Source organism: Fertoeibacter niger (assembly GCF_009380135.2).
Taxonomy (GTDB): Bacteria; Pseudomonadota; Alphaproteobacteria; order Rhodobacterales; family Rhodobacteraceae; genus Fertoeibacter; species Fertoeibacter niger.
In genome coordinates this window covers 126,205-139,285 of record NZ_WHUT02000002.1, presented here as the reverse complement: position 1 = coordinate 139,285, position 13,081 = coordinate 126,205, and the positions used below count along the sequence as shown (strand labels likewise).

The 13,081-nt window shown below is 66.1% G+C and carries 10 protein-coding genes and 1 other RNA gene; 4 read left to right on the top strand and 7 right to left on the bottom strand.

The window, feature by feature from the left end; all coding sequences use genetic code 11:
• Positions 1-7 precede the first annotated feature (7 nt).
• The 5 genes from GEU84_RS04100 to ssrA all read right to left on the bottom strand — a co-directional run bounded on the left by GEU84_RS04100 (position 8) and on the right by ssrA (position 3,843).
• Positions 8-568 (bottom strand): class I SAM-dependent methyltransferase, encoded by a 561-nt coding sequence (locus tag GEU84_RS04100; RefSeq protein ID WP_152824375.1) that lies wholly within the window; start codon positions 566-568, stop codon positions 8-10.
• 232 nt (positions 569-800) lie between these two features.
• Positions 801-1,253, bottom strand: coding sequence for an SspB family protein (locus GEU84_RS04095; RefSeq protein WP_152824376.1), 453 nt, complete (start codon positions 1,251-1,253; stop codon positions 801-803).
• 95 nt (positions 1,254-1,348) lie between these two features.
• Positions 1,349-2,608 carry a chromate efflux transporter gene (gene chrA / locus GEU84_RS04090; protein ID WP_152824377.1) on the bottom strand — a complete coding sequence of 420 codons (1,260 nt, stop codon included), beginning with the start codon at positions 2,606-2,608 and terminating at the stop codon, positions 1,349-1,351.
• A gap of 93 nt (positions 2,609-2,701) precedes the next feature.
• Positions 2,702-3,352: a DUF1194 domain-containing protein gene (locus GEU84_RS04085; RefSeq protein ID WP_152824378.1), complete on the bottom strand. Its 651-nt coding sequence runs from the start codon at positions 3,350-3,352 to the stop codon at positions 2,702-2,704.
• Between the two features lie 132 nt (positions 3,353-3,484).
• Positions 3,485-3,843: a transfer-messenger RNA gene (ssrA, locus tag GEU84_RS04080) on the bottom strand.
• Between the two features lie 484 nt (positions 3,844-4,327).
• Here ssrA and GEU84_RS04075 point away from each other — a divergent pair.
• Positions 4,328-7,096 carry an Rne/Rng family ribonuclease gene (locus GEU84_RS04075; RefSeq protein WP_152824379.1) on the top strand — a complete coding sequence of 923 codons (2,769 nt, stop codon included), beginning with the start codon at positions 4,328-4,330 and terminating at the stop codon, positions 7,094-7,096.
• A 185-nt stretch (positions 7,097-7,281) separates the two neighbouring features.
• On the opposite strand, the gene GEU84_RS04070 is transcribed toward GEU84_RS04075, so the two are convergent.
• Positions 7,282-7,524, bottom strand: a complete 243-nt coding sequence (locus GEU84_RS04070; RefSeq protein ID WP_338144754.1) for a sulfurtransferase TusA family protein — start codon at positions 7,522-7,524, stop codon at positions 7,282-7,284.
• Between the two features lie 194 nt (positions 7,525-7,718).
• Between GEU84_RS04070 and GEU84_RS04065 the strand changes: the two genes are divergently transcribed.
• The 3 genes from GEU84_RS04065 to GEU84_RS04055 all read left to right on the top strand — a co-directional run bounded on the left by GEU84_RS04065 (position 7,719) and on the right by GEU84_RS04055 (position 11,204).
• Positions 7,719-8,471, top strand: coding sequence for a cytochrome c biogenesis CcdA family protein (locus GEU84_RS04065; RefSeq protein WP_152824381.1), 753 nt, complete (start codon positions 7,719-7,721; stop codon positions 8,469-8,471).
• Positions 8,472-8,604: 133 nt separating this feature from the next.
• Positions 8,605-9,837 (top strand): hypothetical protein, encoded by a 1,233-nt coding sequence (locus tag GEU84_RS04060; protein ID WP_152824521.1) that lies wholly within the window; start codon positions 8,605-8,607, stop codon positions 9,835-9,837.
• Positions 9,834-11,204 carry a cytochrome P450 gene (locus tag GEU84_RS04055; RefSeq protein ID WP_152824382.1) on the top strand — a complete coding sequence of 457 codons (1,371 nt, stop codon included), beginning with the start codon at positions 9,834-9,836 and terminating at the stop codon, positions 11,202-11,204. The genes GEU84_RS04060 and GEU84_RS04055 overlap by 4 nt, the downstream gene beginning before the upstream one ends.
• 175 nt (positions 11,205-11,379) lie before the next feature.
• Here the strand turns inward: GEU84_RS04055 and hutU are convergent, their stop codons facing one another.
• Positions 11,380-13,059: a urocanate hydratase gene (hutU, locus tag GEU84_RS04050; RefSeq protein WP_152824383.1), complete on the bottom strand. Its 1,680-nt coding sequence runs from the start codon at positions 13,057-13,059 to the stop codon at positions 11,380-11,382.
• Between the last annotated feature and the right edge of the window lie 22 nt (positions 13,060-13,081).

Here is a 13,081-nt window from a genome sequence, read left to right as displayed (position 1 = left end):
AGGGCGTTCAGGTCAGCGCGCGCGTGAAGGTATAGACCCGGGCCGGTGGCAGGTTGTTCCAGACCTTCGGACCCTTCAGTGCCAGCAACCCCAGTTCGCGCTGCACGGCCTCGGCCATCGGCGGACGCGGGCCATAGGTGAACTGGGTATAGCTGCCACCCTCGCGCAGCACGGCAAAGGCGCCGCCCACGATCGCGCGTTGCGTGTCGTTCTGCATCGACAGAAGCGGCAGGCCCGAGATCACCGCATCCACGCCCGCCGGGCAGAATGCGGCCACATCCTGCGCGCCGGTCTGGTGCACGGTCACGCCGGGAAAGGACTGGCGAAGGCGGGCCACGAAATCGGGGTTCATCTCGAACAGGGTCAGGTTTTCGGGCGGCAGGCCACGGTCAAGGATCGCGCGGGTGATCTTGCCGGTGCCTGCGCCGAATTCCACCACGCGGCCCGTTTCCGGTCCCACACCTGCGGCCATGGCCCGCGCGAGTTCGGCGGAAGAAGGGGCCAGCGCCACAACCTCATGCGGTCGGCGCAGCAGTTGTTTCACGAACAGGGCAAGATCGGAGGGCATCGGTGATCCTTCTGAAACGGTGTGACAGGAAGGTTGCCGTCTGGGAACCCTGCGTGAGGTGGCGATAGCAGCCGCCTGTTACAAGTCTGCGACAATCACGGCTGTGCCAGTGCCCGCGTGATCGGTCGGCGCGAAAGCAGCTCAAGGCAATGCTGCCCGCTTTCGCGGCAGGCGATAGATGGCGGCTGATGCACGGCGGGGTGGCCAGACAGGGGCAGAGGGCCCGCGCAGGTTACTTGCGGAACTTGTCCAAGCTCACGATCTGGGCATCGTGCTGCGGCGGTTCGTCATCGCCACCGTCTTCATCGTCTTCCTCATCGTCGTCATCTTCGTCATGGGTTTCGAACCGCAGCCCGAATTCCACCGAGGGATCGACAAAGGTGCGCACGGAATCGAAGGGGATCACCAGAGGCTCGGGCTGGTTGCCGAAATTCAGCGTCACGGTGAAGCCCTCGTCCGTGACGTTCAGGTTTTCGAACCAGTGCTGTATCACCACGGTCATCTCCGTGGGATAGCGCGCGCGCAGCCAGTCAGCGATGGCCACATCGGGGTGCTGCGTGTCAAAGGTGATGAAGAAATGGTGCGCGCCGGGCAGGCCGTTATGAGCAACGTCGGTCAGCACGGTCTGGATCAGGCCCCGCATCGCGCGGTGCATCAGGTTGCCGTAGTCGATCGAACGCGCCATGCCGGATCCTTTCTGCATTGCGGCCAGCATAGGGGATTCGTCTCCGAAAGGAAGGGGCGGAGGCCCGGTTTTTCCGCCGGGCACCGGGGTTCGGATCAGATCAGACCCAGCCCGGCAGAGGCCAGCGCGCAAACCGCCAGCACCAGCGGCAGGTTGATGTGCAACCGCAGCAACATCACCCCCGCCGCCAGCGCCAGCGCCAGCGCCAGCGCATCGAGGCTGGCCCAGACCGGGGCGACCAGCCGCAGCGGGCCAAGGGTCAGGCTTTCGACCGTGTCAAACAGCACATGCAGCGTGAACCACAGCGCCAGATTGGCGATCACCCCCACCACCGCCGCCGTGATGCCCGCCAGAGCCGCCGACAGGCGCGGTGCCGCGGCCAGCCGGTCGATCCAGGGCGCTCCGGCAAAGATCCACAGGAAACAGGGCACGAATGTAACCCACAGCGTCACCAGCGCCCCGGCGATGCCGTAAAGGATGCCACCCTCGCGGTGCGCGGCCAGATAGCCCACGAATTCCGTCACCAGGATCAGCGGCCCCGGCGTGGTCTCGGCCAGCCCCAGACCGTCGATCATCTGCGGCAGCGTCAGCCAGCCCTTGTCCTGCACCACCGCCTGCGTCATCCATGCCAGCACCGCATAGGCCCCGCCGAATGTCACCACCGCCAGTTGCGAGAAGAACACCCCGATATCCGTCAGAATACCACCCTCGGCCAGCGCCAGCAGGCCCAGTGGCAGCAGCCAGATGGCCGCCCAGACCAGCGCGGTGCGCAGGGTGGCGGCGACCATGCCCGCAGGCGGCGGGGGCAAATCCGCCGGGGCAGCGGCGCGGGGCAGGGCCAGTGCCCCCCAGAGACCGGCCGCAAGGATGATCACCGGAAAGGGCAGGTTGAACAGGAACAGCCCCGCAAAGGCCAGAACGGCAATTGCCCAGTGCATGCGCCCCTTCAGCGCGCGTTTCGCCACGCGCAGCAGCGCCTCCACCACCACCACCACCACCGCCGCCTGCACGCCAAGAAACAGCGCCTGCACCAGCGGCAGCGTGCCAAAGCTGGCGTAAACCATGGCCAGCGCCAACACCACCAGCGCGCCCGGCAGCACGAACAGCCCCCCGGCAATCAGCCCGCCCGCCAGCCCGCGCTGTTTCCACCCCGCCCAGGTGGCCAGTTGCATCGCCTCCGGCCCCGGCAGCATCATGCAGAACGAAAGACCACGCAGATACTCGGCCTCGGTCAGCCAGCGGCGTTCGTCCACCAGTTCGCGGTGCATCATGGCAATCTGCGCCGCCGGCCCGCCAAAGGACAACAGGCCGATGCGGCCAAAGATACGGGTCAGGTCAGCCAACGAAGCGGGCATGCTGCGCGGTCTCCTTTGGTGGGGATTGCCTTGCGGCGGGGCAGCAGCCAGTCGCACAATACTGCGACAGAAGTGTGACGTGCGCCCGCACCGTCACCCCGTGACCTTCGCCAGCTCGCGCAGCAGTTTCTCGCGGATCGCGCGGGGGTAGTCGCCCAAGCCCCGCGCGATCATCACAAAGCCGTCGCGTGTGATCACATGCCGCCGGTAGAACGCGCTGATCGGGGCGGATAGGCCCATGTCCTCGATGGCAATTGCGTTGATGGTGATGCCTGCCGCCTGCGCCGCCTGCCGCGCACGGCCCACGGTGAAGCCCGCGTTTTCCGGCCCGTCGCCCGATATGTCGATGATGCGGCGCGCGCAATCGGGCACGGCGGCGAACTGCGCGGCTGCAAAGCTGACCGCTTCACCCACCGCGGTATCCGACGCGGCAAAGGCGCGGGGCAGGGCGCGCGCATCCGCCGCCATGCCCGCCACGTCGCCGCCAGACAGCATCCGCCGCCAGGGCAGCACCAGCGCCTGTGCGCCCACACCCGACCATTGCACCACGGCCAGCGCAACCTGCCCCTGCACCAGCACCTCGGCCACGGCGGCATCCTCAAGCGCCGCCGCCAGCCCCTGCACCTGCAAGGCATATTCGCCCGCATCGATCGACCCCGACACGTCGATGGCCAGCAGCAAAGCCGTCTCGCAGGCCCGCGCGGCGGGGCTGAGGCACAGGCAAAGGGCAAGAATGCGCAGCATCCATGCAGGGTGCGGCGGGCGCGGCATCAGAGCAAGCGGAAATGGTGGCCCGGAATCCTGCGACGTATCCTGCAAATTTTTCCGGAAAAAACTCGCGGCGCGGGAGGGCTTCAAAGCGGTTATGTGAGGCAAAGTGCAGGCTTCTGTTGCCAGGTGCCTGCGAACCCCGCCTTACGCTGCTAAGCGCAAGGACTTAGTTTCGGCGACTCGAACAGCTTACGCTGCCAGAGCCATTGCCGGAGCACGGTTGTCATTGGCAACTGTACATTTCGGACCGATAACGGTGGTACCTCACCGAGCAAAAGCTGGCCCCTTTAGACGTTCGTCGATCCTGTTTCGGCCCCCTCCATCCCCAATGCGGGAGTGTGTTGGTGGAGCCGCCGGGTACCGCCCCCGGGTCCGATCCGCGTATTACGGGTGCGTTTATCGCCATAGTCCCGGCGAACCGGAACATTCCGAATATAGGCGCGGGATGCGGCGCGCGCAAGCCCGCACCGCCCGGCACCGCGCGCCGGTCCGGCTGTGGGCCCCGGCTGCATGTCTGGGTGCGGGTCTGGGTGCGGGGCCACGGGAAAAATAGGCCATTGTCTTTTGCCCGGCCCTGCCGCTAATGTTCACATACGCGGTATGTCATATCTGTGACACTTCACCGCGCATCAGTTTCGCTGCCTTGCGCGCCGACCGGGCTACGGCCCCGAACGCGCTGCACCGTGCAGGACGTAAGGCCGCAAGGCCACCAGTTTGCCCGCCAAGTCATTGACGGAACGGGCTTTTAAGTTGGGTGCCGCAGGGTGCCCGGGATAGAACCGCGATGCGCCGCGCAGGAATGACAGAACAATGCCAAAGGGGCCTTCGGGGCACCGCACGGCATTGCACCATGCGCAGCGCCGCCCGAACAAGCCACCACGCGCAGATGTTCCGACCACCCGGGGTGTTCCCCGTGGCGGCGCGTCTGCCCGGGTGCGATGGAACACAATGGTCAAGAAGATGCTTATTGATGCCACCCATACCGAGGAAACTCGGGTTGTGGTGGTCGACGGAAACAAGGTTGAGGAATTCGATTTTGAAACCGTCAACAAACGCCAGCTTGCGGGGAACATCTATCTCGCCAAGGTAACACGGGTCGAGCCATCGCTTCAGGCGGCCTTTGTCGATTACGGCGGCAACCGGCACGGCTTTCTGGCCTTTGCCGAGATTCATCCCGACTACTACCAGATTCCGGTGGCCGACCGTAAGGCGCTGCTGGAGGAAGAGCGCGCGCTGAACCGCGCCGAGGATGAAGACGACAACCGCCCGCGCCGCAAACCCCGCCCCGAGCCGCGCAATGACGCGCGGGCCGAGGCTGTGACCTCGGGCGATGCGGTGCAGACCGGCGCCGTGGCCGGCATGGATGTGGTGGATCTGGGCGAGGAAACCGGGGCCGATGCCCTGTTTGCCGCAGCCCTTGACGCGCCGCAGGCCGAGGCCGAGCCCGCATCCGACCAGGACGAGCCGGAAAAACCCTATCGCGCCATGGATCACGCATCCGAAACCGATGACGAGATCGAATCCATCGCCGAAGAGGATGTGGCCGAGGAAATCCGCGCCCCGCGCAAACCCCGCGCCCGCCGCTACAAGATTCAAGAGGTGGTCAAGGTCCGCCAGATCATGCTGGTGCAGGTGGTCAAGGAAGAACGCGGCAACAAGGGTGCAGCGCTGACGACCTATCTCAGCCTTGCCGGGCGCTATTGCGTTCTGATGCCCAACACCTCGCGCGGTGGCGGCATCAGCCGCAAGATCACTCAGGCCGCCGACCGCAAGAAGCTGAAGGAAATCGCATCCGAGATCGAGATCCCGGAAGGCGCAGGGCTGATCATCCGCACGGCGGGCGCGAAGCGCACCAAGCCGGAAATCCGTCGCGACTATGAATATCTGATGCGGCTGTGGGAACAGGTGCGCGAACTGGCGCTGAAATCCTTTGCCCCCGCCCCGATCTATGAAGAGGGCGATCTGATCAAACGCTCGATCCGCGACCTTTACAACCGCGAGATCGAGGAAGTGCTGGTCGAAGGCGAGGCGGGCTACCGCACCGCCAAGGATTTCATGCGCATGATCATGCCGGTGCATGCCAAGCAGGTCATCCGCTATGATGAACCGATGCCGCTGTTCGCCCGCTATCAGGTGGAAAGCTATCTGGGCGGCATGTTCAACCCAACGGTGCAGCTGAAATCCGGTGGTTACATCGTGATCGGCATCACCGAGGCGCTGGTGGCGATCGACGTGAACTCGGGCCGTTCGACCCGCGAAGGGTCCATCGAGGATACCGCGCTGAAAACCAACCTGGAGGCCGCCGAAGAGGTGGCCCGCCAGCTGCGCCTGCGCGACCTTGCCGGTCTGATCGTGATCGACTTCATCGACATGGAAGAGCGGAAAAACAACGCCGCTGTCGAGAAGCGCCTGAAAGACAAGCTGAAAACCGACCGCGCCCGCATTCAGGTGGGCCGCATCTCGGGCTTTGGCCTGATGGAAATGTCGCGCCAGCGGCTGCGCCCGGGCATGCTGGAAAGCACCACCCAGCCCTGCGCGCATTGCCACGGCACCGGCCTGATCCGTTCGGACGACAGTCTTGCGCTGACCATCCTGCGCGCGCTGGAGGAAGAGGGCACGCGCAAACGCTCGAAAGAGGTTCTGCTGCGCGCGCCGGTCGCGGTGGTCAACTTCCTGATGAACCAGAAGCGCGAACATATCGCGCTGATCGAACAGCGTTACGGCATGTCGGTGCGCATCGAGGCCGATCCGTCGCTGGTCAGCCCCGATTACAGTATCGAAAAGTTCAAGACCGCGATCCGCAACGTGCCCGAAGCGCAATTGTCGGTGATCTCTGGCAATGCCTCGATGATGGGCGCTGCGGTGGACGAGGATGAGGATGATTTCGTCGAGGAGGACATCGACGAGGTCGAAGAGGCTGAAGACGTGGCCGAGGCCGAAGAGGCGGCACCTGTTGCGACCCCTGCGGCAGCCGAGGGCAACGGGCAGAAAAAGAAGCGCCGCCGCCGCCGCCGCCGCAAGCCGGGTGCGGCCCCGGGCGATCTGGCCGGTGCCGATGGCACGACCGAGGACGGCGCCGAGGATGGCAGCGACGACGACGGCGCTGACGAAGAAAACGGAACCGAGGAAAACGGAACCGAGGTAAACGCGGCCGAGGCTTTCGGCGCTGATCCGGCGCCTGTTGCCGAAGCAGCCGCTGAAACCGTGGCACCTGCCCCGGCCGAGGCAGAGGCCGCGCCTGCGGCAAAGCCCAAACGCACCCGTGCCCCGCGCAAGCCCAAGGCCGAGGCGGCTGCGGCCCCTGAACCGGCGGCTGTGGCAGAAGAACCTGCGGCAAAACCCAAGCCGCGCTCGCGCAGCCGCAAACCCAAGACGGTGGTGGCCGAAGCGGGGGCGGATGCTGCGGAAACCACCGTCAGCGCGTCGGCAGACCCTCAGACTGCGGCCCCGGCCATTGTGCCAGCGGCTGTTGAAGCGGCAACGCCTGCGCCAGTTGACGCGGCAATGCCAGCGGCTGCCGAAGCGGCCATGCCGGAGCCTGCCAGCCAACCGCAGGCCGCCGCGCCCGCTTTTGGCGAAGCAGTCGATGCACCCCAAGCAACGGTTGACACCCTGCCGGAACCGGAAACGCCGACCCCGGCGGCAGAGCCGGAACTGGCGGAAACCAGCGAAGAGCCAAAACCCAAACGCAAGGGCTGGTGGTCGCTGGGCCGCTGATCCGGGCTGGCGCTTTCATTGACATGCCGCGCTTTCGGGCGCGGCATGTTGCATTTCAGCGGGTCGGGGCACCCTACGCTGTGCCAGTCTTGGCATCGGGCCGGTTCGGTATCGGGCTGCTGTCAGGGTATGGCCGGTTTCACTATCATGCCTGCGCGCCCGAATGGCAGGACCGCGCCAAGCCCTCAGCCGCGACGGATGCGGTAAAGCGTCACCGCGCCCTCGGCCTCGGCCCCCAGAAACGCATGCCCGGCCCCGGCGCAGAAATGTGGCAGATCAATCGCCGCCATCGGGTCGGTCGCGCGCAGATGCAGCACCGCGCCGGGGGCCATCGCCAGCAGCCGCTTGCGCGCCTTCAGCACGGGCAGGGGGCACAGCAGGCCCGCGCAATCCAGTTCGACAACGCCATCCTCAGCCCTGTCCGCCACGCCCGCCCCTTTCATCCCGGCAAAAATACCCCGCCGCAGGCACCGACATCTGCCACTTGCACCGCCACGCGCCCACCGCGATACGCCAGCCGCCGCCCTCTTGTCCACCTCTGCCGCGCGCCACGCGAATGTGACGCGCTGAAACGTGACGGATGCCCGCCAAGCCGCTATGACATCCTCAAAAGGGGATATGCATGGCCGGATGGGATCTGATCGACGCGGGGCTGCTGCCGGCCATGCTGATTGCCTTGACAGGGGGGATACTGTCCTTCCTCAGCCCCTGCGTGCTGCCTATCGTGCCGCCCTATCTGGCCTATATGGGTGGCATCAGCATGTCCGACATGCGGGGTGAGGCGTCAGCCCGGCGGCGGGTCATCCTGCCCGCGCTGTTCTTCGTCTTGGGGCTTTCGACGGTATTCCTGTTCCTGGGCTTTGCCGCCTCGGCCTTCGGCATGTTCTTTCTGCAATATCAGGATTGGTTCACCAAGGCGTCGGGGCTCGTGGTCACGGTGTTCGGCCTGCATTTCCTGGGCGTGTTCCGCATACCGCTGCTGGACCGCGAGGCGCGGGTGGATGCGGGCGATCACGGTGGCTCGGCCATGGGGGCCTATGTGCTGGGGCTGGCCTTCGCGTTCGGCTGGACGCCCTGCATCGGGCCGCAACTGGGCGCGATCCTGTCGCTGGCCGCGTCCGAGGCCAGCCTGACACGCGGCACACTGCTGCTGGGGGTCTATGCGGTGGGGCTGGGTGTGCCGTTCTTTCTGGCGGCGGTGTTCATCGAACGCGCCATGGGCCTGATGACCCGGCTGAAGCCGCATATGCGGATGATCGAACGGGTGATGGGCCTGCTGCTGCTGGTCGTGGGTCTGGCGCTGATGACGGGCGCTTTCACCGCGTTTTCGTGGTTCCTGCTGGAAAAATTGCCCTTCCTTGGCGCATTGGGCTAAGTTTGCCCATGTTCCTGCCGTATTCTGTGCGTGATTGCCGCACAGGATGCGAACCTTGATGCTGGCCCGCAGGATGAACGCCATGCCGCAGACCGACGACGCACCGCCCGCTCCACATCCCGCTGCGGCAGCGATGGGTGGCGGTGGCCGTCCGTTCCGGCGGCGGGTGTTCTACATTCCCGGCTATGATCCGTTCCACCCCCGCCGCTACCGCGAGCTTTACCGCAAGGAGGCGGCGGCACAGGCGGCGGTATCCGGCTATGATCTGGCCCTGACGCCGAAAAAGGTGAAAGGCCCCTATGGCTGGCGCGTGACTGCCGAGATGGAGGGTCAGGCGACCGAGGCCGATGTCGAGGTGCTGGTCTGGTCTGACATCGTGAGGGGCTCGATGCAGCCAAATATCGCGCAGACCTATCTGGAACTGGCGCGCACCGCCTGGGCCTATATCGGGTCGGGGGCGCTGTTCAGGCTGATGCGGCTGCGCAAGGGGCCGATCATCGCGGCGCTTTACCCGATCGTGATGCTGGTTGGGCAACTTGCCGTGGCCTGCCTGACCGGCTGGGGGGCTGGGGGGCTTTTGGGGCTGGGGCTGGGCTGGCTGGGCCTGCCAGCAGTTGCGGGTCTGGCCTTTGGCGTTCTGGCGGGGCTGGCGGTGGCCGGGCTGATGCTGCGCTGGTTCCGCAGGCAGGATGGCCGGTTCATGGCCTATTACCTGATGCATGATTATTCCTATGCCGCCCGCACCATGGGCGCCAACACCCCCGAGATGGAGGCGCGGATGGCCGCCTTCACTGCCCAGATCACCCAGGCGCTGCACGGCGATTATGACGAGGTGCTGGTGGTCGGCCATTCATCCGGCGCGCATATCGCGGTGTCGGTGCTTGCCGATGCCATCCGCGCGGGCTTGCCTGCCCGCCGCCCGGCGCTGGCGCTGCTGACGCTGGGGCAGGTGGTGCCGATGGTATCGTTCCTGCCCGATGCCACCCGGCTGCGCGCCGACCTGCATTATCTGGCCGCGCGGGACGAACTGACCTGGGTGGATGTCACCGCCCCCGGCGATGGCTGCGCCTTTGCACTGTGCGATCCGGTGGCGGTGTCGGGCTGTGCGCCCCCGGGCAAACGCTGGCCGCTTGTGATCTCGGCCGCGTTCACGCAAAGCCTGTCGCCCGCGCGGTGGAAGGCGTTGCGCTGGCGGTTCTTCCGGCTGCATTTTCAGTATCTTTGCGCGTTTGACCGGCCAAGGGACTATGACTATTTCCGCATCACCGCCGGGCCCATGCCGCTGGCCCTGCGCTATGCGGGCCGCGCCCCGTCGAAAAGCCGGATTGACCGGGCGGTTTCGGGGTATGTAAGCAGGGCGGCATGACGCCCCCCCATCCGCTGCCCCCCAAACCCGTGCCGCGCGCCGACCGTGTGTCGCTGTGGCGCTATGTGCGGCTGTTCCGGGCGGATGTATTGTCGGCGCAGCCGCAGCGGCTTTACCGGGCCTGGATGGCCGAATTCCGCACACCGTTCTTTCGCAGCTATCTGTGCAACGACCCGGCCCTTGTGCGCCGCGTCTTGCAGGAACGGCCCGATGATTTCCCCAAGTCGGGCCGTATCGGCGAGGGGCTGCGGCCCCTGCTGGGCCGGTCGGTCTTCGTGACCAATGGCGAGGAATGGAAGCGCCAGCGCCGCATCATCGACCCGGCCTTCGAGGGGGGCCGTCTGCGTGACACATTCCCCGCGATCCTTGCGGCGGGGCAGGCGGCCGTTGGCCGCCAGCCGCTTGGTCTGGTGGAGGTGGAGGCCGAGATGAGCCATGCCGCGGCGGATGTGATCTTTCGCACGCTGTTTTCGATTCCGATCGAGCATGAGGTCGCCTCGGCCGTCTTTACCGAATTCCGCGATTACCAGCGCAGCCAGCCCATTCTGAATCTGGCCGCCTTCCTGCCCCTGCCGCGCTGGATGCCGCGTTTCCACCGCCGCCGCACCAGGCAAACCGCCCGCTCGATCCGCGCGCTGATCCGCCGGCTGTGCGAGGCGCGGGCGGCAGAGATTGCCGCAGGCACCGCGCCCGATGATCTGGCCACCAAGATCATGACGACGCCCGACCCGCTGACTGGCCAAAGGTTCGGCACCGAGGAAATGGTCGATCAGGTGGCAATCTTCTTTCTGGCCGGGCATGAAACCAGCGCCTCGGCGCTGGCCTGGGCGCTGTATCTGCTGGCGCTTTACCCCGAGGTGCAGGACCGCGTGGCGGCAGAGGCGGCAACCCTGGGCGATGCCCCTGATTTCAGCGCGCTGTCGCGGCTGAAATACACCCGCGACGTGTTCCGCGAGGTGCTGCGGCTTTACCCCCCCGTGCCGATGATGGTGCGCGAGAACACCGCGACTGAGCAGATGCGCGACCGCAAGGTTGCCCCCGGCGCGCAGGTGGTGCTGTCGCCCTGGCACCTGCACAGGCATGAACGGCTGTGGCCGCGCCCCGATGAGTTCGACCCGGGCCGCTGGCAGACCGAGGAAGGCCGCGCCTGCGCGCGCGATGCCTATATCCCGTTTTCTGCCGGGCCGCGCGTCTGCACCGGGGCGGGTTTCGCCATGGTTGAAGGGGTTTTGCTGCTGGCGCTGCTGGCGCGCGGGTTCCGGTTCACGCGGGTGGCGGTGCGCGAGCCGGTGCCGGTGGCACATCTGACGGTGCGCGCGAAGGATGGCATCTGGCTGGATGTGGCGCGACGCCAGACGCGCGCCTAGTGCCAGAGCCGGGGGGCTGACTGCCCCCCCAGCCCGGCCAGTGGCCGGGCGTTCTTCGCGGTAACTCTCCACTGGAGAGTTTCTTATCGCTCATCACCCCCTTGGATATCTTTACCAGTGTGAATGACGGCACTCGCGAAGACTTGCTGTGGTGCCGTGGAGCGATGGTCGGGCGTCAGTTGCCCAAGATGCCGGGAAGGCGCAGATCATGTTCGCGCGCGCAGTCCAGCGCCACGTCATATCCTGCGTCGGCGTGGCGCATGACGCCGGTGGCCGGGTCGTTCCAAAGCACATTGTGGATACGGCGGGCGGCGTCATCGGTGCCATCGGCGCAGATCACCATGCCGGAATGCTGGCTGAACCCCATGCCCACGCCGCCGCCGTGATGCAGGCTGACCCATGTGGCCCCCGACGCGGTGTTGAGCAGCGCATTCAGCAGCGGCCAGTCCGACACGGCATCGGAGCCGTCCTTCATGGCTTCCGTCTCGCGGTTGGGCGAGGCGACCGAGCCTGAATCGAGGTGGTCACGCCCGATCACCACCGGCGCCTTGAGTTCACCCGAGCGGACCATTTCGTTGAACATCAGCCCCGCCTTGTGCCGGTCGCCCAGCCCGATCCAGCAGATGCGGGCGGGCAGGCCCTGAAACGCGATGCGGTCGCGCGCCATGTCCAGCCAGTTGTGCAGATGGGCGTTGTCGGGGAACAGTTTCTTCATCGCGGCGTCGGTCTTGTAGATGTCTTCCGGGTCGCCCGACAGCGCGCACCAGCGGAACGGGCCGATGCCCTTGCAGAACAGCGGGCGGATATAGGCGGGCACGAAACCGGGGAAGGCGAAGGCGTTTTCCAGCCCCTCATCCTGCGCGACCTGCCGGATGTTGTTGCCATAGTCCAGCGTGGGGACGCCCGCATTCCAGAAATCGACCATGGCGGCCACATGGGTTCGCATCGAGGCGCGGGCGGCGCGTTCGACCGATTTCGGATCGGTCTCGCGGGCGGCGCGGGCCTGTTCCACGGTCCAGCCCTGCGGCAGATAGCCGTTCAGCGGGTCATGCGCCGAGGTCTGGTCGGTGACGATGTCGGGGCGGGGGCCACCGGCCTGCATGCGGGCGTAAATCTGCGGGAAGATGTCGGCCGCATTGCCCAGAAGGCCCACCGATTTCGCCTCGCCCTTTGCCGTCCATTCGGCAATCATGCCAAGGGCTTCGTCCAGGCTGTGCGCCTTGGCATCGACATAGCGGGTGCGGATGCGGAAATCGATCCGCGTCTCGTCGCATTCCACCGCCAGACAGCAGGCCCCGGCCATCACGGCGGCCAGCGGCTGTGCGCCGCCCATGCCGCCCAGACCGCCGGTCAGGATCCAGCGGCCCTTGAGGTTGCCATGGTAATGCTGGCGACCGGCCTCGGCAAAGGTTTCATAGGTGCCCTGCACGATGCCCTGCGTGCCGATGTAGATCCATGACCCGGCGGTCATCTGGCCATACATCGCGAGGCCCTTCTTATCCAGTTCGTTGAAATGATCCCATGTCGCCCAATGCGGCACCAGGTTGGAATTGGCGATCAGCACGCGCGGCGCGTCCTTGTGGGTGCGGAACACGCCCACGGGTTTGCCCGATTGCACCAGCAGAGTCTCGTCGTCGTTCAGGGTTTTCAGCGTGGCGACGATCTTGTCGAAATCCTCCCATGTGCGGGCGGCGCGGCCGATGCCGCCGTAAACCACCAGCTCGTGCGGGTTTTCGGCCACGTCGGGGTGCAGGTTGTTCATCAGCATCCGCATCGGGGCCTCGGTAAGCCAGGATTTCGCGGTGATGTCGGTGCCGGTGGCGGGGTAGATGTCGCGGGTGTTGTGGCGGGTCATGGCGTTCCTCGGTTGGCAGGTG